This window comes from Mucilaginibacter corticis (genome assembly GCF_007558865.1).
Classification (GTDB): Bacteria; Bacteroidota; Bacteroidia; order Sphingobacteriales; family Sphingobacteriaceae; genus Mucilaginibacter; species Mucilaginibacter corticis.
Genome location: NZ_VLPK01000001.1, coordinates 1,015,757 through 1,039,944, shown reverse-complemented (window position 1 = coordinate 1,039,944; position 24,188 = coordinate 1,015,757). Strand labels below are relative to the sequence as shown.

25 protein-coding genes and 1 tRNA gene are annotated in these 24,188 nt (G+C 41.4%); 9 read left to right on the top strand and 17 right to left on the bottom strand.

Going from position 1 to position 24,188, the window contains the following annotated elements:
• Window position 1 precedes the first annotated feature (1 nt).
• From FO440_RS04480 to FO440_RS04470, 3 genes are all read left to right on the top strand, one after another.
• Window positions 2-277 (top strand): hypothetical protein, encoded by a 276-nt coding sequence (locus tag FO440_RS04480; protein ID WP_144247019.1) that lies wholly within the window; start codon window positions 2-4, stop codon window positions 275-277.
• 67 nt (window positions 278-344) lie between these two features.
• A complete protein-coding gene (locus FO440_RS04475; protein ID WP_144247018.1) occupies window positions 345-569 on the top strand; it encodes a hypothetical protein in 225 nt (74 codons plus the stop codon).
• 52 nt (window positions 570-621) lie between these two features.
• The gene (locus tag FO440_RS04470; protein WP_144247017.1) at window positions 622-1,200 is read left to right on the top strand and encodes a peroxiredoxin-like family protein; all 579 of its coding nucleotides are present in this window, start codon (window positions 622-624) and stop codon (window positions 1,198-1,200) included.
• Window positions 1,201-1,315: 115 nt separating this feature from the next.
• Here the strand turns inward: FO440_RS04470 and FO440_RS04465 are convergent, their stop codons facing one another.
• The 6 genes from FO440_RS04465 to FO440_RS04440 form a co-directional block, all read right to left on the bottom strand.
• On the bottom strand, window positions 1,316-1,933 hold the full coding sequence (locus FO440_RS04465; protein ID WP_144247016.1) for an ATP-binding cassette domain-containing protein: 618 nt from the start codon (window positions 1,931-1,933) through the stop codon (window positions 1,316-1,318).
• Window positions 1,930-2,601 (bottom strand): molybdate ABC transporter permease subunit, encoded by a 672-nt coding sequence (gene modB, locus FO440_RS04460; protein WP_144247015.1) that lies wholly within the window; start codon window positions 2,599-2,601, stop codon window positions 1,930-1,932. The genes FO440_RS04465 and modB overlap by 4 nt, the downstream gene beginning before the upstream one ends.
• 21 nt (window positions 2,602-2,622) lie before the next feature.
• Window positions 2,623-3,399, bottom strand: coding sequence for a molybdate ABC transporter substrate-binding protein (gene modA / locus FO440_RS04455; protein WP_144247014.1), 777 nt, complete (start codon window positions 3,397-3,399; stop codon window positions 2,623-2,625).
• Window positions 3,400-3,537: 138 nt separating this feature from the next.
• Window positions 3,538-4,653 carry a DUF6515 family protein gene (locus FO440_RS04450; protein WP_144247013.1) on the bottom strand — a complete coding sequence of 372 codons (1,116 nt, stop codon included), beginning with the start codon at window positions 4,651-4,653 and terminating at the stop codon, window positions 3,538-3,540.
• Between the two features lie 142 nt (window positions 4,654-4,795).
• Complete coding sequence (locus tag FO440_RS04445; RefSeq protein ID WP_144247012.1) at window positions 4,796-5,365, bottom strand: thiamine diphosphokinase; 570 nt, start codon at window positions 5,363-5,365, stop codon at window positions 4,796-4,798.
• A 50-nt stretch (window positions 5,366-5,415) separates the two neighbouring features.
• Entirely contained in the window at window positions 5,416-6,039 is a 624-nt protein-coding gene (locus FO440_RS04440) for a thiamine phosphate synthase (RefSeq protein ID WP_144247011.1), read from the bottom strand.
• 86 nt (window positions 6,040-6,125) lie between these two features.
• Between FO440_RS04440 and FO440_RS04435 the strand changes: the two genes are divergently transcribed.
• Window positions 6,126-7,196, top strand: coding sequence for a PA0069 family radical SAM protein (locus FO440_RS04435; RefSeq protein ID WP_144247010.1), 1,071 nt, complete (start codon window positions 6,126-6,128; stop codon window positions 7,194-7,196).
• Here FO440_RS04435 and FO440_RS04430 read toward each other — a convergent pair.
• The gene (locus FO440_RS04430) at window positions 7,188-8,048 is read right to left on the bottom strand and encodes a hypothetical protein (protein WP_144247009.1); all 861 of its coding nucleotides are present in this window, start codon (window positions 8,046-8,048) and stop codon (window positions 7,188-7,190) included. The genes FO440_RS04435 and FO440_RS04430 overlap by 9 nt on opposite strands.
• A gap of 75 nt (window positions 8,049-8,123) precedes the next feature.
• Complete coding sequence (gene thiL, locus FO440_RS04425) at window positions 8,124-9,182, bottom strand: thiamine-phosphate kinase (RefSeq protein ID WP_144247008.1); 1,059 nt, start codon at window positions 9,180-9,182, stop codon at window positions 8,124-8,126.
• Between the two features lie 253 nt (window positions 9,183-9,435).
• Here thiL and FO440_RS04420 point away from each other — a divergent pair, with 253 nt between their 5' ends.
• A complete protein-coding gene (locus tag FO440_RS04420; RefSeq protein ID WP_144247007.1) occupies window positions 9,436-10,914 on the top strand; it encodes a DNA/RNA non-specific endonuclease in 1,479 nt (492 codons plus the stop codon).
• An 84-nt stretch (window positions 10,915-10,998) separates the two neighbouring features.
• On the opposite strand, the gene nadA is transcribed toward FO440_RS04420, so the two are convergent.
• Window positions 10,999-11,991, bottom strand: coding sequence for a quinolinate synthase NadA (gene nadA, locus FO440_RS04415; protein WP_144247006.1), 993 nt, complete (start codon window positions 11,989-11,991; stop codon window positions 10,999-11,001).
• Between the two features lie 408 nt (window positions 11,992-12,399).
• On the opposite strand from nadA, the gene nadB reads away from it, so the two are divergent.
• The gene (nadB, locus tag FO440_RS04410; protein WP_144247005.1) at window positions 12,400-13,992 is read left to right on the top strand and encodes an L-aspartate oxidase; all 1,593 of its coding nucleotides are present in this window, start codon (window positions 12,400-12,402) and stop codon (window positions 13,990-13,992) included.
• A gap of 125 nt (window positions 13,993-14,117) precedes the next feature.
• On the opposite strand, the gene FO440_RS04405 is transcribed toward nadB, so the two are convergent.
• From FO440_RS04405 to FO440_RS04395, 3 genes are all read right to left on the bottom strand, one after another.
• Window positions 14,118-14,190, bottom strand: a tRNA-Gly gene (locus FO440_RS04405).
• Between the two features lie 11 nt (window positions 14,191-14,201).
• Entirely contained in the window at window positions 14,202-14,867 is a 666-nt protein-coding gene (locus FO440_RS04400; RefSeq protein WP_144247004.1) for a hypothetical protein, read from the bottom strand.
• A gap of 14 nt (window positions 14,868-14,881) precedes the next feature.
• Window positions 14,882-15,487, bottom strand: coding sequence for a hypothetical protein (locus tag FO440_RS04395; protein ID WP_144247003.1), 606 nt, complete (start codon window positions 15,485-15,487; stop codon window positions 14,882-14,884).
• A gap of 59 nt (window positions 15,488-15,546) precedes the next feature.
• Here FO440_RS04395 and FO440_RS04390 point away from each other — a divergent pair, with 59 nt between their 5' ends.
• Window positions 15,547-16,062 (top strand): gamma carbonic anhydrase family protein, encoded by a 516-nt coding sequence (locus FO440_RS04390; RefSeq protein ID WP_144247002.1) that lies wholly within the window; start codon window positions 15,547-15,549, stop codon window positions 16,060-16,062.
• Here FO440_RS04390 and FO440_RS04385 read toward each other — a convergent pair.
• The 5 genes from FO440_RS04385 to FO440_RS04365 form a co-directional block, all read right to left on the bottom strand.
• Window positions 16,049-17,695 carry an Ig-like domain-containing protein gene (locus tag FO440_RS04385; protein WP_144247001.1) on the bottom strand — a complete coding sequence of 549 codons (1,647 nt, stop codon included), beginning with the start codon at window positions 17,693-17,695 and terminating at the stop codon, window positions 16,049-16,051. The two genes, FO440_RS04390 and FO440_RS04385, sit on opposite strands and share 14 nt — an antisense overlap.
• A 112-nt stretch (window positions 17,696-17,807) precedes the next feature.
• Window positions 17,808-19,670 (bottom strand): tRNA uridine-5-carboxymethylaminomethyl(34) synthesis enzyme MnmG, encoded by a 1,863-nt coding sequence (gene mnmG / locus FO440_RS04380; protein ID WP_144247000.1) that lies wholly within the window; start codon window positions 19,668-19,670, stop codon window positions 17,808-17,810.
• A gap of 76 nt (window positions 19,671-19,746) precedes the next feature.
• Window positions 19,747-20,001 (bottom strand): CBU_0592 family membrane protein, encoded by a 255-nt coding sequence (locus FO440_RS04375; protein ID WP_222103926.1) that lies wholly within the window; start codon window positions 19,999-20,001, stop codon window positions 19,747-19,749.
• The gene (locus FO440_RS04370; RefSeq protein ID WP_144246999.1) at window positions 20,001-21,869 is read right to left on the bottom strand and encodes an ABC-F family ATP-binding cassette domain-containing protein; all 1,869 of its coding nucleotides are present in this window, start codon (window positions 21,867-21,869) and stop codon (window positions 20,001-20,003) included. Before FO440_RS04370 ends, FO440_RS04375 begins: the two co-directional genes overlap by 1 nt.
• Entirely contained in the window at window positions 21,866-22,522 is a 657-nt protein-coding gene (locus tag FO440_RS04365; RefSeq protein WP_144246998.1) for an NAD(P)H-binding protein, read from the bottom strand. Before FO440_RS04365 ends, FO440_RS04370 begins: the two co-directional genes overlap by 4 nt.
• Before the next feature lie 84 nt (window positions 22,523-22,606).
• Between FO440_RS04365 and FO440_RS04360 the strand changes: the two genes are divergently transcribed.
• Window positions 22,607-23,320, top strand: a complete 714-nt coding sequence (locus tag FO440_RS04360) for a pirin family protein (protein WP_144246997.1) — start codon at window positions 22,607-22,609, stop codon at window positions 23,318-23,320.
• Between the two features lie 86 nt (window positions 23,321-23,406).
• On the top strand, window positions 23,407-24,186 hold the full coding sequence (locus FO440_RS04355; RefSeq protein WP_144246996.1) for an MlaE family ABC transporter permease: 780 nt from the start codon (window positions 23,407-23,409) through the stop codon (window positions 24,184-24,186).
• Window positions 24,187-24,188 lie beyond the last annotated feature (2 nt).

Here is a 24,188-nt window from a genome sequence, read left to right as displayed (position 1 = left end):
AATGGGCCCACTAAAAAAGATCATATACAACTGCCGGCGAGCTACTTTCCTGATCGAGAAAAAGCTAATTGACCGCCTTACCCTGCGCGAAAAAATGGAGTTACGCATTCACCTGTTTGGTTGCTCGGTGTGCCGGGTATTTGATAAACAAAGCGCGTTGATCAATAAAATGGTTCAACAGCTTTTTAAGGCCCCTAAAGACGACGGCGCACACCTTGACGACAACTTTAAACAGGAGCTGCAGCACCGTATTGAAGATGAATTAAATAAAAATTGATCTTGTTGTAAGGTTTGTTTTAGATGTGCGACTAAGCCTGAAATCAAACATTAAAACGACAACAAAGATGAAATCAATTATTTCAAAAATCCTGGTAACAGGTGCTATCGTAGCCGCCTTTTCTTTAAACGTACTGGCCGGCCCAATCCATCCGTCATTAGCCGATACCGGCAAAATGGGTAAAATGTCCAAGATGTCTAAAATGGACAAGAAGATGGATAAAAAGAAGATGGACAAAAAAATGTCTGCCAAGAAAATGGCAAAAGACACCGGTAAAATGGGCAAAATGTAATTTGACAGGGCGGGAGGCTTGTCCTCCCGCTTAATTTAAACATAAAACAAAAATGAAAAAATTTATACTTATAACTTTCTTACTGTTCGGCTCTGCTTCATTATTTGCACAAGCGGGCTTAAAGAAATGCGAACAGGCCCCTGAATTTACGGGCAAAGACAACTACGGCAAAGCGCTTGATTTGAAAAAGTTGTTAAAAACCAATAAATCAGTGGTATTATTTTTCTATCGCGGGCAATGGTGCCCGTATTGCAACAAACATATCCAGCGGTTGCAGGATTCGCTTCAATTGCTCACCGGCAAAGGCGCTTACGTTATTGGCGTAACGCCCGAAACCAGCGAAAATATAAGTAAAACCGTTGGTAAAACACACGCCTCTTTTTCTATAATACAGGATAAAGGATATAAAATAATGAAGGCGTACGATGTCAACTATGTGATGGACCAGGATATGGTAACCAAATACAAAGGCTACGGCATTGATCTTGAGCAAAACAATGGCAATACAGACCATGTGCTGCCGGTTCCCGCCACATATGTTATTGACAAAACCGGCAAACTGATCTTTGTTCATTTTGACAAAGATTACCGTAACCGCCCGTCAATAAGATCTATTGCAGAGGTATTGTAAGCTCAATAACCGTAAAATTGTCATTTCGAAACGAGGTACGAGTGAGAAATCTTAAACGCGCGATCATTTGCAATGCGTTTAAGATTTCTCCCGTTGGTCGAAATGACACTTTTTTTTAGGGGATATACAACTCCCCATCAGCCAACCCTTCCAACTCCTGCGGGTTATGGCTTACAATTAAAACAGTTGCTCCTAATTCTTTAAATATCAATTTCAGGTCGGCAATTAATTCGGTTTTCATATCCGAGTCCAGTGCCGAAAAAGGTTCATCCATCAAAACCAATTTTGGTTTTATGGCCAATGCCCTTAATATGGCTAATCGTTGCTGTTGTCCACCGGACAGATGGATGGGTTTATGATCCGTCAGCGTATCCAGCTTACCTAAAAACAGCAAACGTTTTATCCAATCCACGTCGGTAGTGGCATATTGCAGATGGTCTCTAACGGTCATGTTTGGAAAAAGGGCATAATCCTGGAAAACAAAACCCGGCATTCTTTTTTGTGGCGGCAGGTTTATTTTGTTACCGGTATCTAACCATGTTTTGTTATCCACCACTATTTTCCCCTTTTCGGGTGATACCAGCCCGGCAATGATCTTTAACAGCGTGGTTTTACCCGCTCCCGACGGCCCATAGACTTTTGTAATGCTACCGGGGTCAAACTGATGGCTTATTTTTAAAACCTGTTTCCCCTGGTAAACCTTTAGCTTCTTCTCTATCGACAGGTCTATCATTCTAAGGGGGATTTAGCCTGGTATTTATTAAAAACAAACACACTTATCACCATCACGAAGGTGATGCCGAACAAAATCAGCGAATAGGCATTGGCCGCCGCGTAATCCATCCGCTCTACCGAATCGTATACAGCAATCGATGCCACGCGTGTTACCCCGGGTATATTGCCGCCTATCATCAGCACCACGCCAAACTCGCCCAGCGTATGGGCAAAGGTCAGCACTATAGCGGTAAGCAATGAAGGTTTGATATTGGGTACTAAAACGCTTTTAAATGTCTGCCACTGGGTTTTACCCAATGTGTAAGATGCTTGTGTCAGCGAAACAGGCAACTGCTGCAAAGCCGATTTAATCGGCCCCGTCATAAACGGCATACTGTAAATGAATGAGGCTAACACTAATCCCTTAAATGAAAAAACAAATTGCGTATCGAAGGTGCCCTGCAGCCACTTGCCCAGACCGTGCTGCGGGCTAAAAGCCAATAGTAAATAAAAGCCCAATACCGATGGCGGCAAAACCAATGGCATAGTAATAATGGCCTCGACAATGGTTTTAAAAAACGACCGCCCTTTTGACAACCACCCGGCAATAGGTAAGCCCGCAATAAATAACAACGATGTTGTAATTGCAGCCAGCTTTAAGGTGAGCCAAATTGGTGACAGGTCCATCAGTTATGTGTTGGCTGGGGTTTATTGAACACGATACCCATATTGCTCAAAGATCTTCTTAGCGTCTTCGCTTAAAATATAGCGGTAAAATTTTTCGGCATCAGGGTTTGTTTCCCCGTGTTTTAAAATTACCATTCCCTGTTGTATAGGGGTGTATGTTTTGGGGTCGATCAGTTTCCAGAAAAGCGTTGTTTTATTGGCCGGGTCTTTAACCAGCGCCTGGGTGGTAAAGCCAACATCGACCACACCTGTAGTGATGTAAGTATTTACCTGCGATATGCTTTCGCCGTAAACCATTTTGCTTTTTACATTATCTAATACCCCTTTTTTCTTTAAAAGTTCTTCAGCTGCAAGGCCGTAAGGCGCAACGGATGGATTAGCTATAGCGATTTTTTTGATACGCGGGGTCAGCATGGTACGCTCCCAGTTTTCAAAACCGATGTTTGTAGCACTGCAAATAACCAGGTTGCCTAAAGCGTAAACAACCGGCGCTTTTGCCGAAAACCCATCTTTATACAAAGCATCAGGGAAACTCATATCTGCGGACAAAAAAACATCAAACGGTGCTCCGTTCTTTATCTGTGCCACCAATTTACCTGACGAACCCACGATGGGATCGATATCGATGTTGGTTTTCTGTTTAAAATCTTTTTGAAGAACGGTTATAATAGATTGCAGATTGGCTGCGGCGGCAACCTTTAAACTTTGGGCGTAAGACGCCATGCAAGCGAAAAGGCAAAAGCTCAGCAGTAAAGAAACGCGTTTGATTGGACCGGCAAAATAGGCTCTGAAATTCATAAAGTAAACTTAAGCTATAAATATAAACGAATTATTAAAAACAATAGTGCCATATCCTTAAGGGTAAATACTATTAAAAAACAAAAAAGGGAGAAAGCTAATGCCCTCTCCCTTAAAATTCTTACAAACCGGTTATTCTTAATTTGTCGGCTCTTCGGTTGGGGTACCAACAATTTTAAATACTTTGTCGCCATTGGTATCAACCGCGTCCTGGAAGTAATAGCCTTCCTGCGATACGTAATATTTTTGACCGTTCAGCTTTAATATTTTGCAGCCTTCAGGCAGGTTATCAACCAGGTCGCCTACCTGTGGCAGGTCATCCTGTGATGCCGTAGCTCCGCCATCATCGGTATTTAACTCGCCGTCTTTACCCGCGATCTGGTAAACCAGGGTACCGTCATCTTTTGTTATCGGCTGATAATAAACCCCGTTCAACTCATAATACTGCATACCATTTATGGCGATGGCCTGTGCTTTGGATGGCAGTTTGTCTATGGTTGCGCCAACAGGTGGTTCAACTACTGTATAGTTATCATCTTCCTGCCTGTAGTACAGGCCGTCGCTGTAGTAATATTGGTCGGGGCCAAAGTAAAACGGATAATACCCGGTAGGCAACACAGTCAGGCTAAAGCCCAGTTGCGGCCTGTAATACGTTGCATAATAACCCCGGTTACGGTAATAAAAGCCTTGCGGCCTTGCAGTTATATGGTTTCTTCCATATGGCAGGCCCGGATAGCTGCGGTAACCGCCGATACTGTATGAATTTCCATTTCCTCTTGGTGTATAGGTATAAGGCCTTTGTCCGATAGCCGGAAAATGGCGCGATTGCTGACTTTCCCGGCCAAAAGATGGCGGTGTACTGTGTTGTATGCCTCGTGGCGCAGATGGCGGCGTATTAGAACCTATCGCGTTAGGGTTTCTTTGCGGCCTGTTATAAGAGTTATTCTGTTGCTGCGTCCCCTGGTATTGAGTTTGCTGCTGCTGAACTGGGCGTTGCTGCTGTTGTGGAGTAGCGCGTTGTACCTGTTGCTGTTGTTGTTGCTGCGGAGCAGAGCGTTGCACCTGCTGTTGGGGAGCAGAACGCTGTACCGGAGCTGGCGCGGGTGCCGACTGGCGCTGCGGAGCGGCAGGCGGTGGGGAAGATTTGTTATCGCTATGATCACTGCCCCTTTGCGCACTTGCAGGCAGCGCCACACTTAAGCCCAATATAGTGCTAAAGGCAAGCCCAATTACGTTTTTATATATCTTTTTCATGTTTTGGTTATGATATGCCGGCATAGTTAATGCCGCTTGTTATATTTTAGACTAACAAAGATACAAAGGTTTAATCATTGCTGTTCTGACGTATCCTGCAGTATCAAATATAAATAGTAAAACGTATTTAACCACCAAAAGGCTACAGCTTTTCAGAAATAAACAAGAACGGCTCATTAAATTCAAGGCTAAAAAACCCGTCAGCAGATGTGATATAAACATCAGCATCTGATTTTTCAAGGCCCGCTGTTTTAAGCTGATCGGTTGAAGATAAGATCCGGATTTCCTCGCCTCCCGGTTTCCATTTGTTAAAGCCCGAAGGGACCGCATATATTTTTTGCTGGCGGTAAAAGATCACCAGGTTTATTTTATCAGCAAAGGGGAGATATTCTGCAAGTTCAAACTCGTCCGTCACTATATTAACAGCCGGATAGCCTTTTTCTATCAAATGATCCATCGCGGCCGCGATGATGGTTTTATCGCCAACAGGCAAATGTTTAATATCCGATTGCAGGTCGCCATCCGTTTCGTCAGTAATGATCCAGTCTATTTTAATCCCCTGTACGTTTAGTTTCTCCGCAGTAATGGGTGTGGTTATTATTGTTGGGCTCCACTCCAGTAATTGCCCCAGTTGCTCATCATCAAACCCGTCCAGCCCCAGTACCAACAGGGCGGGCTCTTGCTTTTCGCGGACGATATGATGTGATGACATGGTGGTTAGAGATTAGTTAATTGGAGATTAGCGATTAGTTGCAATGTTTATCAATATATCTTCCTATAAATTTCTTTAAACGCCTGACCCGGATCTGCAGCTAAATTAACCGCGGCCGATACGGCAATTCCATAAATACCTATTTGCAGCAGCGGCTCAACATCAGCTAATTGGATTCCTCCTACAGCTATAACAGGCAGATCTACCTGGTGGCGTTGCAATAACCGGTATCCTTCAAAACCCAATAAGGGTTTGTCATTAGGTTTAGTATCCGTATGGGCAAATGGGCCATAGCCACAATAATCAACAACACCGGTTGCCTGTTTTGCCAGTAGTTGTTTAATATTTGTGGCCGATGCGCCAAGGGTCTTATCCTCACCTATTTCTGCGCGGATACCGACGAAATCAGCATTAAAATCTTCAATATGTACACCTTGTGCATCAACTTTATGCAGTAAATGGTAATGGTTGGTAATGATCAATGTAGCGCCCCAATCGTCACAGATCCCGGCAATTTGATTGATCTCGTCGATCAGTTCTTCATCGCTTTTGGTAAGACAACGATACTGGATCCAATTTGCCCCCGCTTCGCAGGCAATTTGTGCCTGTTCGATATGCGTACGATTGGGCAGGTCCTGCGTGAGATAATGGAATTTGGAGACGTATTTTTTCATGGATGGACGAAATATGCCCCGAAATTAAACAATAAAAATTAATCAACACTTTTGTTATTTGCTAAAAATATTAGCAATTTTGATTTATGGCACATCAGGAGAATCCGGAGTTTTTTAAGGGGCGCGGAGCGCAGGTTAATACGGATAACAAGTTTTTAAAGCGCAAATATGTGCTTGATCATATTGAGGGGTTGGATGAGCCGTTATTGGAAAACTCGGCTACGCAACTGTTTGAAGAAACGCCTAAAAAGATAGTGAGCGAATCAAACAGCCCCGACCTGAGCCACATGTACTCTATAAATCCTTACCAGGGTTGTGAACATGGTTGTATTTATTGTTATGCCCGTAATACACATGAATATTTTGGCTTTAGCGCCGGCCTTGATTTTGAGCGTAAGATCATTGTAAAGCGTAACGCCGCCGAGCTGCTGGAAAAGTATTTCAATAAGAAAAATTACCAGCCGGTGTCTATCCTGCTATCGGGCAATACAGATTGTTACCAGCCTATCGAGCGGAGGCTTAAAATAACAAGGGGATTGCTGCAGGTGTTTTTGCAATATAAAAACCCGGTAAGCATCATCACCAAAAACAATGTTATTATCCGCGACCTCGATATTATTACTGAGCTGGCCAAACTTAATCTGGTGCATGTCAACGTATCTATAACATCCCTTAACGAATCGATACGGCAAAAGCTGGAACCGCGCACTGTTACGGCCAGTGGAAGGCTGGCGGTTATTCAGAAATTGTCTGAACTCAATGTCCCGGTTAGGGTAATGGTAGCGCCTATTATACCAGGGTTAAACAGCAACGAGATCCCCGATATTATAAAGGCCGCTGCCGACAGGGGTGCAAGATCAGCCGGTTTTACCATAGTTAGGTTAAACGGCAGCATTGGCGAAATATTTACAGACTGGATCCATAAAGCTTATCCCGACCGCGCCGAAAAGGTGCTGAATATGATCAGGGCCTGCCATGACGGCAAACTGAACGACAGTGATTTTGGCCGCCGCATGCGTGGCGAAGGGCAGGTGGCACAATCTATCCATCAGCTTTATAAAATGGCCTGCAACCGTTTTTTAGCAGGCAGGGAAATGCCGGAATATGATTATACGCTATTTACACCAAAAGGCGGCAAGCAAACAAGCTTATTTTAAGTTGGTGCTAATATTATTTTTTACATCAGATACCATTTTCATGTTAGCGGCTATGCTCATGGTTTTTACATTCATGGTATACTGCATGGTAAAATTACTTGCCATAGCTACAGGGTAGCTTTTTACCAGGCTGAACGTTAATTTACCTGTGCCTTTCCCGGTTCCTTTACCCGTAATTTTGGTGCCATTCTTTTCACTATCCAGATCAAAGCCCAGGGACATATCCGTATCAAAATAGGCAAGGTTATCTTTTACAGCTATAAGTTTGTAAATGGTTTTGATCTTCATATCTATTTTTATACCGCCGGCAGGCATACTAAATGGTATTTCCTGTGTAAAGGTTTGACCTATGGCTAATGGTTTTTCAGGGAATTTTATTTGTCCCTGCGCCTTATTCATCATCTCAGTCATAACCGCTTTAAATTGTTCCGGCATTCCTTTGAACGACATTGAATCTATATGCAACTTTCCGTCGGCAGTACACTGGCCATATATGCTTTTACCCACCATCGGGTTTTTTGGCGTCGGGGTTTCTTTACCATTCATCACCATAACAGAATGTACATCGCCATGTGTCATGGTAAAAGGGAAGGTTTTATTTTGTTTTAAAGCGCCTGTTTTTATTTCAACAGCGGTTAAAGCATCCATTTTCATATCTACAGGCTGACTAACCGGCGAATTACCGGCGGCTGACGAGTCGTTTTTCATATCCATGTGCATGTCCATATCCATTTTTATGTTGGATTTGTAGGTATGCGCAGGCAGGTACCTAAATTTAAAAAGAATGGATTTTTGAGCGTTTACTGTTACAGAAAATAACATTAAAGCTGCCAGGTAGGTAAATTTTTTCATAGGTTTAGACGTTTACAATTTGATATAAATCTATGGTAAATGTTACTGATAACCTCAGAAATTATTAAAACTTACTTATTTGTCAGCAGATTCACTATTTGGGAAAGCGTTCCATCCCTGCGCTTTAAGCGGGTGTACATTACCTGATTTTGTGATCAGGTTACAACCCGATGCAGGTTCTGTAATATGGCCGATAATGGATATATCCATTTTAAATTTAATCTTTTCGTAATCGGCCTGCTTTACGGTAAATAGCAGTTCATAATCTTCGCCGCCGCTTAAGGCACAAACTGTTGGGTCAAGGTTAAATTCGCGTGCGGTTTCAAAGGTCATCGGGTCCAGCGGAATTTTTTCTTCATAAATACTGCAGCCCTTACTACTTTGCTTACAGATATGCATGATCTCTGATGCCAAACCATCCGATATATCTATCATCGCAGTAGGCTTAACATCAATTTCTTTTAGCAGGTCAATTACATCTTTACGTGCCTCGGGCTTTAACTGGCGTTCAACTATGTAGTCTTTACCTTCCAGGTCGGGTTGGATATTGGGGTTTTCAAGGTATATCAGTTTTTCGCGTTCTAACAATTGCAAACCAACATAAGCACCACCCAGATCGCCGGATACACAGATCAGGTCGCCTTCCTGCGCGCCGTTACGGTAAACCACATCTTCCGCATCGGCATAACCAATAGACGTTACGCTTAATACCAACCCCTGTTTTGATGATGAAGTATCACCGCCTATTAGATCTACACCATATTTTTCGCAGGCGATATAAATGCCTTCATATATTTCTTCCACAGCTTCAATTGGGAACTTGCTCGACATACCTATGGCTACCGTTACCTGGGTAGGGGTACCGTTCATAGCGTAGATATCGCTCAGGTTAACCTGTATAGCTTTATAACCCAAATGCTTTAACGGTGTGTAAGCCAAATCGAAGTGTATGCCTTCCAATAACATATCGGTTGATACCAGCATCCGTTTACCTTCAAAATCAAGTACGGCAGCATCATCACCCACACCTTTTATAGTGCTTTTTTGTACCAGCTCAATATTTTTTGTAAGATGATTGATCAGGCCGAACTCGCCCAGGGCTTCTATATTGGTTTTCTCTTTATTGTCGAACATATTTATTTTGGATTACACCGATTTTTTTGTGATTACACAGATTTATAAATGACCATCATCAATCTGTGAAATCATCTTTAAAAACCAGTGTAATCTTAATCCAACAAAAATACGAAAGCTTATTTCAAATACTGCCTAAACAATCTTTTAAGCAAACATTATATTAAAGCCATTGTAACATTTTAATTAAGGTTTAAAATATTAATATACAATTAACATTTAGGGTCGACCTTTACTCAAAAAACATTTACTTATGAAAATCAGAAAATTACTTATTTATACAGTTTTCGCATCCGTGATAATTACTGTTGGTTGTAAGAAGGAATCTACACCCAATAATGGCAGCACAGGATCGACCGGCAGTACCGGAACTACGGGTACAACCGGAACCACAGGAACAACACCAACTCCTTACACTATAACAGAGGATTTTGAGGCAGGCAGTAAAACCGCTTATGCTGCCGCGGATATCAACTTAATTACCGGATCATGGAATTTTAATGACGCGTTAATTGGCAGCACCGCTCCTGATGTAAAAGATGGTTTAAAATCTGTACGCTTACGTACCGGCGATATCGCCATGAACTTTGATATCAGTGGCTTAAGCCAAATCAGTATTAAACACGCAAAATATGGTACCGATGCCAATTCAACCTGGCAATTATTAATGTCTACCGACGGTGGTACTACTTATACACAGGTAGGCACCGATATCAGCGAAACCGGCACAACACTGGTAACCGACTCATTTAAAGTAACGGTAACCGGTAAAGTAAGATTTGAAATTAAAAAAGCCGTTGGCACAACGCGTGTTAATATTGACGACATTATTTTTAAAGGAACGGGTGATCCTGGTATAACTGTAGGTGGCGGCACTACCGGTCCTACAGGACCGGATACTACTGCTACTTCTAATCCTACATCAGCCCGTGGTGTTACTGTCGGGCCGGATGCGCCACCCGCCACCGGCGAAAACAGCAACTTATTTTTAGGTAATCCATCAAACGCTACTCCTTCAATTACCTTTGCTGATAACTATTTGATAGACCAGGGTTATTACGTAGAATCTTACAACAGCACAAAAGACGAACCTAACTGGGTAAGCTGGCATCTGGATGCCGGTAATATTGGATCTGTTGATCGTTTGAACAACTTTGCTGCTTTTAGCGGCTTGCCGCCCGATTTTTTTGCTGTACAAAGCAACAGCTATAGTTTTGCTACTTATGGTTTTGACAGGGGACATAATTGCCCATCTGCAGACAGAACCAGCTCTACAGATGCCAATTCTTCAACATTTTTAATGACCAATATGATACCCCAGGCACCTAATAATAATGAACATACCTGGGCCAATTTAGAAAACTATTTACGCGAACAGGTTGCCGGTGGAAATGAGGTTTACATCATTATGGGTAGCTATGGTACAGGCGGTACCGGTGCGACAGGCCAGTTTAACTACATAACGGCAGGCAGCGCGCATATCAATGTACCAAGTAATGTTTGGAAAGTGGCAGTTATTATACCTGCAGGTACAGGCGATATCAGCCGTATAACCGCTGCAACAAGAGTTATCGCAGTAAACACGCCAAACGTAAATTCAATAGATGCCGACTGGACAAAGTACATTGTTTCTGTGCGTGATATTGAAACGGCAACAGGTTATAACTTACTATCAAATCTACCCCAAAATATTCAGGATGCAATAGAGGTTAAAAAGGATGCGGGTATATAATTTATCCAGATGAAACAGATTTAAAAATTGATTCCACCGATTAATATTAATCGGTGGAATCTTTTCTAAAATCAGTGAAATCATTTACAAGCCTAACTTAGCCGAGATCTCCAGCATTCTTTCAATCGGTTTTACTGCTCTTACTATGATATCTTCAGGAACTTCAATTTCCGGCAACTCATTTTTAAGGCATAAATAAAGCTTCTCCAACGTATTTCTTTTCATGTGGGGGCAATCATTACAAGCGCAATTATTATTCGGCGGGGCGGGGATAAATACCTTAGCGGGGTTATCTTTTTCCATTTGATGAATAATTCCCGGCTCTGTAGCCACTATAAATTCTTTTGCATCGCTTTTTGTGGCATATTTTAATATCCCTGTGGTGGATCCTATGTAATCAGCCATCTCCAGTATTACATCCTCGCATTCCGGATGCGCCAGCAATTTAGCATCCGGATGCCTTTCTTTTAGTTTGGTGATCTTTTCTCTTGAGAAAATTTCATGCACCATGCAGGCGCCGTTCCATAATACCAGGTCGCGGCCTGTTTTTTTAGCAACATAAGCTCCTAAATTTTTATCAGGGCCAAAAATTATCTTTTGCTCGGGCGGCAGGCTTTCAACAATCTGTATCGCATTACTTGATGTACAAACAATATCGCTTAAAGCTTTTAGTTCGGCCGTACAGTTTACATAGGTGATCACCAGGTGATCAGGATATTGCTCCTTGAACTTTTTAAACAAATGTGGCGGGCAGCTGTCGGCTAATGAACACCCCGCTTTTGCGTCGGGCAGTAAAACCTTTTTTGTTGGTGATAAGATCTTGGCTGTTTCGGCCATAAAGTGTACGCCGGCGAATACGATAATATCGGCATCAGTTTTTGCGGCTTGCTGCGATAATCCCAAACTATCGCCAATATAATCTGCAATATCTTGTATATCAGCATCCTGATAGTAGTGAGCAAGTATAACCGCATTTTTTTCTTTTTTAAGTTTTTCTATTTCGTCAAAAAGGTCAAGCGTTGGGTCTATATATTCCTCGGCGTAGCCTTTCAGATTTATTTCTTCGAAGATATCCATTTCAACAATTCAATTAATAACAATCATTTTTTTATATAAAAAGAAACTATTGTTATTGGTGTGTTAATTATGTTTAAAAATAAGGTGAAGTTTTTTATAAAATATTTTTTCTAATTACTTATTAACAAACTGCTGATACTTTTGATTAATCATTTAACTGATAATTAGAATAATCTGTAAATCAATATTTATTTTAAAAACTTATTTGTTAATATTTTCTTAGTGATTTTAATGTTAGTTTCGTTGTTAAAACGGCGCAAAAGTCGCTTAAAAAATGTTACCATTATCACTAAAAAGTAAGGTTATCCACTAATTAATTACTTGTTAGTTTTTTGCTTACACAAAATTAACATCTTTGAACGCTATTGTTAACATACTTTATAATTTTACACATCTAACACATATTCTATGTCCAAATCTGTGGATTTCCTGGTAGTTGGTTCTGGTATTGCCGGATTAAGTTTTGCACTAAAAGCGGCAAAGCATGGTAAGGTACTGATAGTTACAAAATCAAATGAAGACGAGTCGAACACTAAGTATGCCCAGGGTGGTGTCGCGGTGGTTGTGGATAAAAAAGAAGATTCTTTTGAAAAGCATATAAATGACACCTTAATTGCCGGCGATGGGCTATGCGACAAGGAAGTTGTTGAAATTGTGGTAAAGGAAGGACCGGACAGAATTAATGAAATTATTGATTACGGAACCAGTTTTGACAAGACCAATGAAGGACTTTATGACCTGGCAAAAGAGGGTGGTCATTCAGAATTCAGGGTATTACATTATAAAGATATTACAGGTTTTGAAATTGAGCGCTCTTTATTAGAGCAGATCCATCAAAACCCCAATATTGAGATATTGACGCATTATTTTGCGGTAGACCTGATCACTCAACACCATTTGGGAGAGTTTGTTGATAAATCATCTGACGACATTACTTGCTATGGTATCTATGCATTAAATACAGTCACTAACGAGGTTGAAAAATTTCTTTCGAAGGTTACAGTTATGGCATCGGGTGGTGCGGGGCATATTTATTCGGTAACTACAAACCCAACCATAGCTACCGGCGATGGTGTGGCCATGGTATACCGGGCTAAAGGAAAGGTAAGAAATATGGAGTTTATCCAGTTTCACCCTACAGCATTATATAACCCCGGCGATTATCCGTCTTTCCTGATCTCTGAAGCCGTACGTGGTTTTGGAGGAATATTGAAGCGTACTAACGGAGAAGAATTTATGCAGGAATATGATGAACGTAAATCATTAGCTCCGCGTGATATTGTCGCCCGCGCTATTGATGCCGAGATAAAAAAATCAGGAGAAGATTATGTCTACCTGGATATTCGTCACCGTAGCAAAAAAGACTTGCTAACACATTTCCCCAATATTTATGCAAAATGTTTAGAGATAGGCATTGATATGACCAAGGATATGATCCCGGTTTCGCCGGCATGTCATTATATGTGCGGTGGTGTAATGGTAGATCATTATGGGCAATCATCTATCCACAGGTTATACGCCTGCGGCGAGTGTTCATCAACAGGATTACATGGTGCTAACCGCTTAGCTTCCAATTCGTTATTAGAGGCATTGGTATTTGCGCACCGCATTTATGAAAGCGCCATAGCACAATTTAATACTATTACTATCCCCGAAAATATACCCGACTGGGATGAACATGGCGTAAAATTGTCAAACGAAGATATCCTGGTTACGCACAATATCCGCGAGATGCAGAAATTGATGAACGACTATGTAGGTATTGTCCGTTCTGATTTCCGTTTGGAACGGGCCATGCGCCGCCTGGGTTTATTATATGAAGAAACAGAATCATTCTATAAACAAACCAAGCTATCGGTAAAACTTTGCGAGTTGCGTAATTTGATCCAGGTATCTTATATCGTTGTAAAATCAGCTATGATACGTAAGGAGAGCAGGGGATTACATTACACGACCGATTATGCTGAACACCAGGATGTTTTGGAGGATACGGTATTTTAGATCACATATTTATATTACATGTCATTTCGAAAAGAGGTACGAGTGAGAAATCTTATACATCATACTACTAAGCAATTGTTAAAGATTTCTCGCTATGCTTCGAAATGACATAAAAAATTAGGTCGAGCGGAAAACGGGATTCGAACCCGCGGCCTTCAGTTTGGGAAACTGATGCTCTACCAGCTGAGCTATTTCCGCTTATTTCTTAGTTATTTTCCCGTTGAGGCTAAGCCACGAATATACAACTCATTTGGGTTATATTTTATGTAGGGGAAAGTTGTTAATATATTAATAAACTTAAAACCTGTTTCCTTGTCTTTTGCTATAGTTACGCTCTTAATAGCAGTTTCGGAGAAAATGAATTTTTCCGTATGATAAGCAATGGCGCTATCAATATAAACAGGAAGGTTATCGTATTTCTTTTTTATATTATATTTTTTAAAAAAGTCTGCTCTTGTGTACGCTGGAAGGTCTTTTTTTATTCGGATAATGATCAATCCTTTTTCACCACTCCCCGTATACAATGAATCCGCCTTTTTTCCTGAATAAATGTTCATATCGAAAATTTGTTCAGGCCCTATTAGACTAAGAGTTGACCAGGCCGAGTAGGGAATGGTCTGATCGTTTAATTTTATAAGGTAAAAGGGTGACTTTGACGAAAATCTGTTTGTATCCTTTAAAAGTTTGCCCTGTTGGCGATAACCATTGCCGGTGGTGTAAAGTACCCGGCCTTTGTATGGTTTCGCTTGATGCCTTAGGCCCGGGTTCCCGCTTATATTCTGTATAATCGAATCTTTATATGGATTATTTTGCTGAGCAAAACCATAGTACGTTGTCACTAAAAACAACAAGAGTAAAAGGATTATATTTTTCATATTTTAAAGTTAAGTTAGTGGTTTATTTTATCATTATTAGTCAGGATACTGATATAGTTCATCCCGGTCTCTTTTTCTGCAGCAATGGTTACAGATTTGATGCTTTTTGTAGGATAAAATAGTTTATCTGAATTTCTATTAAGGCAGCTATCTATATATAAAGGTAGGTTTCTGTCTTTCCTGGCAATCTTATATTTATCTAAAAGCTGATCTGCTTGTAATATATCTGTTCCTTGCAATAAGCTGATGATAATGACGCCATTTGTTGCTTTGGGGCCAAATTGATCGGTTGCAGATTTATCTTTCAAAAAATTCATGGCCGATATACTTCCCTGGTCTACTAAATTTATCGACGCTGCAGCAGTATAAATTCTGTCACTTCCATCAATCTTATAAAAATAAAGCTGCTTTTTTGCCAAATCTGATGTGTCTTTATTCAGTTTATGCAAATAGTAAGGTGTCAAAACGGCAACATTATATTTATTTGTCGCATCGGGCTTGGCTAAGAATGGAAGCGTATTTTTTGAAGCAGAAGTATCTTTAGCCTGAATAACTTCCTGTGCGAATAAGCTAGAACAAGCAAGCGGCGCAAATAAAAGTATAGTGATAAACTTTTTCATAATTAAGGCAGGTTTGATCAAATATAGTAAATTTAAAAACTACAAAATCAAATTAGCATATGCCATTAATACTACCTGTTAAAGATAAAAGCCCTGTATGGGGACAAGACTGTTTCATAGCCGAAAACGCTACTATAGTTGGTGACGTTAGTATGGGTGATAAATGTTCGGTATGGTTTAACGCGGTGATCAGGGGAGATGTAAATTATATCCGGATTGGTAATAATTCAAATATCCAGGATGGTGCAGTGATCCATTGTACGTATAATGGCGCGGCTACTGATATTGGTAATTATGTATCAATAGGCCATAACGCCCTGATACACGGCTGCGTTTTAAAGGACCATACACTGGTAGGCATGGGTGCTATAGTAATGGATAATGCCGTGATTGAAGAATATGTAATTATAGGCGCGGGTTCTGTGGTATTAGAGAAAACTATATGCGAGTCGGGATATTTATATGCCGGCACACCCGCCAAAAAGATAAAACCCTTAACCGACGAACAGCGCGCCATGTTAGACAAATTACCCAATAATTATGTAATGTACTCCGGCTGGTTTAATGGACAATAACCTCTTTGGGTATATCTACTGTTTCTTCCGAATCCCAGTTTGGCCTTAGCGTGATCACCTTGGGGTTTACCCACATGTTCTCCGGTTGCCTTAATTCCTTGATACTGCCTGAATCCCATTTACCATTTTTATTGTCGTCATAAACTACACGGACGGTAAATTTTCCAACATAAAAATTGTTATAAGCTATTTTTGTTTTCTTGGTGATCACATCGCTTCTTAACACAATGTTCTGTTCGTTTAAGAGCTGAACTACGTACATTTTAGCAGAGTCGGGCACAGAAACACTTAACGTTAAATTGCTGAAATTTTCAGGCTTACCAATATTGAACTTTTTATACTGCCGTTTATTTTTGTCACCATATATGGTAGTAAACGCGCCATCTTCAATGGTTAGCTGGTATACTGCTTTTGGCTTCCATCGGTATTTCATCGTAAAGTTTTTTGATACCGCGCCGGTGTCCTTTACTAAAGTATAATTTACAACAGTCGAATCTTCCTTTAAAGTTATCAATGATGGGTCAAACGAATCAATGGGCAGGCTGGTGTACAAATGCAGGTCGGTGCCGGGTTTTAATTCGTTCATAACAGATAAACCATATCTAAAACCGAGCGTGCGCGTAAACGACTCTTTACGTTGCTTACGCAGGTAAGTGGTATCCAGCGGTTTGTTATTACTGTAAAATGCAAACCGCACAGAATCGAAATCCATATTTTTCGAATAGACAACTACCGAGTCGCCGGTCTTATTAAAATCAACTAATTTCTGTTCGTCCAGCCCTTTTGGATAAAGGATCTTTACGGATGGTTTTTCAATAGGCTTGTTAAAAAAGAATGACATGGCCCCATCCAATGTAAATTTCTTTTCAACAAAGCGGATCTTAGCCGGCTCCTGTTTAAATATTCTTAAATTAATGGTTGATGTATCATGCGTGAACTTAATGGGCTTTGTTGAGAAACCTATCAGCTCATTATCATTATCATAGATCTTGTTGGGCGCTTGTTCTTTCAGTGCATAGATCTTGTACACGCCCTCTTTTAAATTGCTCAGCCTGAAATTACCTGCCGAATCGGTAGTGGTATAAATGCTCGGTTTCTTTTTACCAAACAGCATCGAATCCTGCTTTAAAGTAAAGAGCATAACAGTTGCCTCTTTTTCTTTCTGTTGCGTATCGTTATTGGTTACCGTGCCCGACATGGTGAGCGAGTCGATATGACTACCGGTTGAAAAGACGTAAGTAAAGTTTTTTAAAATATTGTTTTCATTAACATCGCCAATGGCCTTGCCAAAATTAATTACGTAGGTGGTGTTTTTTAATAAGGTGTCTTTTAAGGTGATCACCAAAGTTTTCGTACGTGTTTTAAAATCCGGATTTTTATCGGGTGCCGGGAAAACAGTAATTTCCTGGAACGGGTTGTTCAGTTTAAAATATTCGTCAAACTCAAGCCGTATTTCTTTTGCCGCGAAATTGTGGGTAAGGTTGGGGGGGGTAGCCTTCAATAATTTTGGCGGATTGCGGTCCCTGGGCCCGCCTTGCGGTTTTTGTTGTACCGCGCAGCCCAAAACCAGTAAAACCAGCATTAAAAACAGATATTTTTTATGAAAAAACCAGCCTTTTTTATTTAACGTCATTTTTAAGCGAAATAAACGATTTTTTTGTTTTTATGAAGATTATCATTCAGATTTAAAAATAATGGCTTAAAATTAATATTTTATAAATGCTTGAATAACAGTAATTTAAATTCTATTTTGATATGTGAACCATTAAAACGGAGATATCAGACGGCGACACGCCCGAAATACGGGATGCCTGGCCTAAAGTACGTGGTTTTATCTTCATCAATTTTTCACGTGCTTCTTTTGATAGTGATTGCATTTGCTGGTAATTAAAATCCGGATTAATTTCTTTGTCTTCCATTTTCTTCATTCGCTCAACAATATCCATTTCCTTTTCAAAATAACTCTCATATTTGATTTTTATTTCAGCCTGCTCAATAGTTTCTTTATCATAGTTTGAAAGATATTCTCCAAACGTGTTATCAGCTTTTTGCAAGTCGATAATTGACACTTGCGGCCTTCCTAATAAATTGAACAATCGAGTTGCCTGTGATACCGGCGAAGTGCCCCATTCTTCCAGGAGTGGGTTAATGGTGGCCTGATCAATAGACCGTGTGCGTGTATAGGCTACAATGGCGTCAGAGTTTTTTACTTTCTGGTTTACCTTTTCTAAACGCTCATCGCTGATCAATCCTAACTGATGTCCGATAGGGCTAAGGCGGATATCCGCGTTGTCCTGACGCAGTAGTAAGCGATGCTCTGCCCGTGAGGTGAACATTCTGTACGGCTCTTCTGTGCCTTTGGTCACCAGGTCATCTATCAATACACCGATATATGATTCTGATCTTTTCATGATCAGCTCATGCTTATCCTTCAGTTTTTGGTGCGCGTTAATGCCAGCAATAAAACCTTGTGATGCCGCTTCCTCATAACCGGTAGTTCCGTTTATTTGCCCGGCAAAGTAAAGATTGCTTATCAATTTGGTTTCTAAGGTCAGGCTTAGTTGGGTCGGCGGGAAGTAATCATATTCTATAGCATAGCCAGGACGGAACATTTTCGCGTTTTCAAAACCCGGTATTTGGGTCAATGCTTTGTATTGTACATCTTCGGGTAGGGAGGTAGAGAAACCGTTTACATAGATCTCTACGGTATTTAATCCTTCCGGTTCTACAAAGATCTGGTGACGATCGCGCTCCGCAAAGCGATTGATCTTATCTTCTATAGACGGGCAATAACGTGGCCCCAGCCCCTTGATACGCCCGGTAAACATAGGCGATTTTTCAAAGCCTTCTTTCAAAGTTTCGTGTACCTTGGTGTTTGTGTAGGTGATCCAGCAGCAACGTTGTTCTTGTATTTGCTCAACCTCGGTGTAGGAGAAACGTTCGCGTTCTTCATCTCCCCATTGTTCTTCCATAACCGAGTAGTTTAAACTACGGCCGTCAATACGTGGGGGAGTGCCGGTTTTCATCCTTCCGGATTCAAATCCTAAGGTGATCAGTTGCTCGGTTATGCCGGTTGTTGCTTTCTCTGCTGCTCGGCCGCCGCCAAACTTTTTCTCACCAATATGGATCACACCGTTCATGAAAGTACCATTGGTCAACACGACCGCATCGGCTTCTATTTCTATCCCGAGCGATGTCCGGACTCCTTTAATGGTGTTATTTGTTATCAATAAGGAATTAACAGTGTCCTGCCAGAAGTCAACATTTGGCGTTTTTTCTAATGCTAAACGCCACTCTTCTGCAAAGCGCATCCGGTCACTTTGTGCCCTGGGGCTCCACATAGCAGGGCCTTTTGATAGGTTTAGCATCCTGAACTGGATAGATGTTTTATCAGTTATTATGCCCGAATAACCACCCATCGCATCAATCTCACGCACTATTTGTCCCTTGGCAACACCACCCATAGCGGGGTTGCAGCTCATCTGTGCAATGGTGCCCATATTCATAGTGATCAGCAAAACAGACGACCCAAGGTTAGCCGCTGCTGCTGCTGCCTCACATCCGGCATGGCCGGCACCCACTACAATTACATCGTATTTCCTAAACATTTTAACCTCCATGTTCCACGTGGAACACTAATGTATTCTTCTTCTTTATTCACCATGTTCCACGTGGAACATGAATTTATTGCACTTTTTCTGATGTTCCACGTGGAACTTTAAAGAATGATACCAGTGCAAATCCCGCCCAAATGCTTTCTAAAACCACAAAAGGGTAGAAGCTGATCAGGTATGACGAGAAGCCGCAAAGTGCTGCCCCTGCAAAATTCATGAAGCAATAGGTGCGGCTGTTGGCCGGTATCTTCTTATATAAATTTAATAAAAACGCTATCAATAATATAATAACGCCTACTGATGCAATAACGTCTGACAGTTTCATTAGGCCTCTTTTAGTTCTGATAGTTCTAACCAGCGCAGGCTTTTTTCATCCAGGTTGTTGGTCAGGTCGGTTATCTTTTTAGCTGTGTCTACAATAGTGCTATTGTCTATTCCGGAGTTCAGCTTTTTGTTTAATTCTTTGAGTTGATCTTCTATAACGGTAATATCCTTCTCCAGTGTTTCCATCTCTTTTTGCTGTTTAAAGCTCAGCTTGTTTTTCGGCGCAGACGGTGTTGTCCCTGGTGTTACACCCGCCGCTTTATCTGCACGGTCTTGCTGTTTTTGGTCTTCCTGCTCTAAACGATAAGATGAATAATTGCCGTTATAAATACGCACATGGCCCTTGCCCTCCACAATAAATAGCTGCTCGGTCAGCTTATCCAGCAAATACCTGTCGTGCGATACGATCATCAATACGCCGCCGTAATTGGTTAAAAACTCTTCCAATACATTCAGGGTATCAATATCCAGATCATTAGTCGGCTCATCCAGGATCAGGAAGTTTGGGTTCTTCATCAGGATGCTCATCAACTGTAAGCGCTTTTTCTCACCACCACTTAGCTTGGATATAAAGCCATATTGCTTGGCAGGAGGAAACAAGAACAAGGTAAGCAGGGCAGAGGCAGAGATCATCTTGCCATCGGCCATGGTAATGAATTCCGCAACGTTCTTTACAATATCAATTACCCGTTCATCCTCTTTAAAGGTTATACCCGCCTGGTGGAAATAGCCCAGAACGGTAGTCTCGCCTTTTTCAATATGCCCACTATCCGGGGATAGATTCCCGGTAACCATATTTAGCAGCGTTGACTTACCAGCGCCGTTCTTGCCGGCCAAGCCTATCCTGTCGCCTTTTTTAAATACGTAGTTAAAATGATCTATATAGGTATTGCCATTAAAAGCTTTGCTGATATCATGAATCTCCATGATCTTGTTACCCTGCCGCGCCGTTTTAACGCTTAGTTCTACGGTTTGTCTTGGCCCGCCATTTTGTGTCTTAGCTTCCAGATCGTAAAAAGCATCTATCCTTGCTTTAGATTTTGTTCCCCTCGCTTTTGGCTGACGGCGCATCCACTCCAACTCTTTACGAAGCAGGTTAGAGTTTTTCTGAAAAGTAGCTTCGTCTGAAGCATCACGCTCGGCTTTGCGCTCTAAATAATAGCCGTAGTTACCAACGTAGGGGATGATCTTCCCGCGGTCGATCTCCAGGATCTCATTACATACGTTATCCAGGAAATACCTGTCGTGCGTAACCATCAGGATGGTCTTTGAGCCCTCTGTCAGCAATTTCTCTAACCACTCAATGGTATCAATGTCCAAATGGTTGGTAGGCTCATCTAAAATATACAGGTCCGGGTCTTCAATTAAAAGCTTGGCAAGCGCAAGTCTTTTCTTTTGCCCGCCCGATAGGGTAGTGATGCTTTGGTTAAGATGGTGAATATCCAACCGGCCCAAAATAGTCTTGATCTTATATTCATACTCCCAGGCATCAACCTCGCTTAGCTCTTCCATTACCGCGTCAAGCGCTTTGGTATTATCAGGGTCATTCTCCAGTAATTCTTCGTACTTACGAATGGCTTGCTGCTGCACGTTATCGGCATGAAAAATATAATCGCTTATGGTGACGGCATCTTTAAACCCGGGGTCCTGCTCAAGATAGCCCATGCGCAGGTCTTTAGTTTGTACCACCTTGCCTTCTGTGGGTAAAAACTGCCCGGCCAGTAATTTTAATAAAGTTGATTTACCCGCGCCGTTAATACCCACCAGCGCTACGCGCCGGCCGCGGTTAATACCAAGTGTAATATTTTTAAACAGCCAGTTGTCATGGAATGAATGGCCCAGGTTTTCTACAGATATATAAGTGCTCACGCTCTTTTCTTTATTTTATCAGATGTATAAGTAAATACACCCGTTTTGTTTTTTAATGATTGATTAAACATTGCTCTGGCAACATCGCTTGCCTTTATAGCCCGGTACTTTTTAAATCGGCCAAATAATAACGGGCCTATCACTTTTAAAACAACCACTGCTATTTCTTCGCCCAGGCGTTGCTTCACTTTTCGGCCATCCAGTACAGAAGGCTGGTAAATAAACGTTACCGGCAGCCCAACAGCTTTAACATCGCGCTCTGTTTCACCCTTGGTTCTCAGGTAAAAGTTTGACGAAGCTTCATTGGCGCCGATAGCCGAGATCAAATGAAACTCTGTGATGCCGTTTTTTAAGGCTATCTCTGCCAGCTTCACCGGGTAATCATGATCTATCTTCCGGTATTCGTCTTCGTCAGGTGTCTGGCTTTTTGTTGTGCCTATACAACAAAATATCACATCGCCTTTTATTTCATCAACATGCTCATCCAGATGATCTAAATCAGTAATGATCTGCTTTAGCTTTAAATTGGTCGACTTTGTTTTCTTACGCGCTATTATTAAAACCTCGCTATAATCGGGGTGCGAAAGCAGGATGCTAAGCAGGTTACTGCCAATTAGTCCGCTTGCTCCTACAATTATTGCTTTTTTTGTCATTAATGAACATATTATCCCGGCAAAAATACATAATAATAATTAGTGGAATAAATATTGTGTGTTTAAACATATAAATTTGATGATATGAAAAGTATATTCTATCCTGCCAATGAGCGGGGCACAAGCGACCACGGATGGTTAAAAGCCAATTTCTCCTTCAGTTTTGCCGGGTTTTATCATCCCGATAAAATTCATTTTGGCGCATTGCGGGTATTAAACGACGATATCATAGCCGGAGGTATGGGCTTCGGCACACATCCGCATGATAATATGGAAATTATTACTATCCCATTACAAGGCGCGTTAGAACATAAAGACAGCATGGGCAATATTGGCGTGATCCACGCAGGTGAAGTGCAGGTAATGTCGGCCGGTACAGGTGTTGAGCATTCTGAATATAATCATTCAAAAACTCAGGCAGCAAATACCCTGCAGATCTGGCTGTTCCCTAAGGTGCGGAACATTGAACCACGTTATGATCAACGTGATTATAAAGATCAGTTTAAACTTAACCAGTTAACCAATTTGGTAACCGGCGATAAAAACGTTGATGCTTTATGGATAAACCAGGATGCCACCTTCTCTATGGGCGAGTTTGAAGCGGGAAAGACAATTACCTACGATATTAAAAATGCCGGTAACGGTGCCTACATATTTGTTTTGGATGGCTCGGTTAAAATAAACAATGAGCTTTTAAACAAAAAGGACGCGCTGGGTGTTTATGATACTGAATCAATTACCATTGAAACCGGGGCAGATACCCGCCTACTCATCATAGACGTGCCGATGCTACAATAATAAGAACCTGCTGCCACGGGATGGTGTATTGAGGGCTAAAAACAATTAATAAAAAATTTGTTGTTAGTACACTAATATCACTACCTATGGCAGAAGAGATCACTATACCCGGCTGGAAAAAATGGCTGGAAGACATTGGCGAACAAGTATCTTTTTTTATCCGGTTCTTCAAAAATATTTTTGCGGGCGGTTTTGAATGGTCTGAGTTTGTAAGGCAATGTTATGAAATAGGTTACCGGTCAATGACGTTGGTTGGTATAACATCATTTATCATGGGTGTGGTTTTAATTTTACAATTAAGGCCCACCCTTGTTAGTTTTGGCGCGGCAAGCATGCTGCCCAAAACCCTTTCAGTATCTTTTATCCGCGAAATAGGCCCGGTGATCATTGCCATAATCTGTGCCGGCAAGATAGCGTCAAGCATCGGCGCCGAGCTGGGCAGTATGAAAGTTACCGAGCAGCTGGATGCTATGGATGTATCAGGCGCTAATCCGTTGCAATACCTGGTTGTAACGCGTATTTTGGCTACAACAGTAATGGTGCCCATCCTTTCGGTAATAGGTGATGCTATAGGCTTATTTGGTGGCTTCCTGGCCCTTAACCTGCGCGACCATATCAACATATCACTTTATGCCACTAAAGTGATCTCATCGCTTGATTATACCGACTTTTTACCCGCTTTTATTAAAACCATATTCTTTGGCCTGGCTATTGGCTTTGTGGGCTGCTACAAAGGCTTCCATTCAAGCAAAGGTACAGAGAGCGTAGGCCTTGCCGCCAACTCGGCCGTAGTAACCGCCTCGCTGTGGATCTTCGTGATAGACGCTATTGCTGTACAGATCACCAGTATATTATTTTATAAATAGGC

Excerpts from the sequence above, each read along its gene's own strand:
- FO440_RS04450 (WP_144247013.1), bottom strand. The coding sequence starts at position 4,653 with ATGAAAAAGATATATAAAAACGTAATTGGGCTTGCCTTTAGCACTATA.
- FO440_RS04480 (WP_144247019.1), top strand. The coding sequence starts at position 2 with ATGGGCCCACTAAAAAAGATCATATACAACTGCCGGCGAGCTACTTTC.
- FO440_RS04355 (WP_144246996.1), top strand. The coding sequence starts at position 23,407 with ATGGCAGAAGAGATCACTATACCCGGCTGGAAAAAATGGCTGGAAGAC.
- FO440_RS04430 (WP_144247009.1), bottom strand. The coding sequence starts at position 8,048 with ATGAAAAAATTTACCTACCTGGCAGCTTTAATGTTATTTTCTGTAACA.
- modA (WP_144247014.1), bottom strand. The coding sequence starts at position 3,399 with ATGAATTTCAGAGCCTATTTTGCCGGTCCAATCAAACGCGTTTCTTTA.
- thiL (WP_144247008.1), bottom strand. The coding sequence starts at position 9,182 with ATGTTCGACAATAAAGAGAAAACCAATATAGAAGCCCTGGGCGAGTTC.
- FO440_RS04360 (WP_144246997.1), top strand. The coding sequence starts at position 22,607 with ATGAAAAGTATATTCTATCCTGCCAATGAGCGGGGCACAAGCGACCAC.
- modB (WP_144247015.1), bottom strand. The coding sequence starts at position 2,601 with ATGGACCTGTCACCAATTTGGCTCACCTTAAAGCTGGCTGCAATTACA.
- FO440_RS04400 (WP_144247004.1), bottom strand. The coding sequence starts at position 14,867 with ATGAAAAATATAATCCTTTTACTCTTGTTGTTTTTAGTGACAACGTAC.
- FO440_RS04395 (WP_144247003.1), bottom strand. The coding sequence starts at position 15,487 with ATGAAAAAGTTTATCACTATACTTTTATTTGCGCCGCTTGCTTGTTCT.
- nadB (WP_144247005.1), top strand. The coding sequence starts at position 12,400 with ATGTCCAAATCTGTGGATTTCCTGGTAGTTGGTTCTGGTATTGCCGGA.
- FO440_RS04385 (WP_144247001.1), bottom strand. The coding sequence starts at position 17,695 with ATGACGTTAAATAAAAAAGGCTGGTTTTTTCATAAAAAATATCTGTTT.
- FO440_RS04375 (WP_222103926.1), bottom strand. The coding sequence starts at position 20,001 with ATGAAACTGTCAGACGTTATTGCATCAGTAGGCGTTATTATATTATTG.
- FO440_RS04435 (WP_144247010.1), top strand. The coding sequence starts at position 6,126 with ATGGCACATCAGGAGAATCCGGAGTTTTTTAAGGGGCGCGGAGCGCAG.
- FO440_RS04420 (WP_144247007.1), top strand. The coding sequence starts at position 9,436 with ATGAAAATCAGAAAATTACTTATTTATACAGTTTTCGCATCCGTGATA.
- FO440_RS04445 (WP_144247012.1), bottom strand. The coding sequence starts at position 5,365 with ATGTCATCACATCATATCGTCCGCGAAAAGCAAGAGCCCGCCCTGTTG.
- FO440_RS04470 (WP_144247017.1), top strand. The coding sequence starts at position 622 with ATGAAAAAATTTATACTTATAACTTTCTTACTGTTCGGCTCTGCTTCA.
- FO440_RS04465 (WP_144247016.1), bottom strand. The coding sequence starts at position 1,933 with ATGATAGACCTGTCGATAGAGAAGAAGCTAAAGGTTTACCAGGGGAAA.
- FO440_RS04475 (WP_144247018.1), top strand. The coding sequence starts at position 345 with ATGAAATCAATTATTTCAAAAATCCTGGTAACAGGTGCTATCGTAGCC.
- mnmG (WP_144247000.1), bottom strand. The coding sequence starts at position 19,670 with ATGTTTAGGAAATACGATGTAATTGTAGTGGGTGCCGGCCATGCCGGA.
- FO440_RS04440 (WP_144247011.1), bottom strand. The coding sequence starts at position 6,039 with ATGAAAAAATACGTCTCCAAATTCCATTATCTCACGCAGGACCTGCCC.
- FO440_RS04365 (WP_144246998.1), bottom strand. The coding sequence starts at position 22,522 with ATGACAAAAAAAGCAATAATTGTAGGAGCAAGCGGACTAATTGGCAGT.
- FO440_RS04390 (WP_144247002.1), top strand. The coding sequence starts at position 15,547 with ATGCCATTAATACTACCTGTTAAAGATAAAAGCCCTGTATGGGGACAA.
- nadA (WP_144247006.1), bottom strand. The coding sequence starts at position 11,991 with ATGGATATCTTCGAAGAAATAAATCTGAAAGGCTACGCCGAGGAATAT.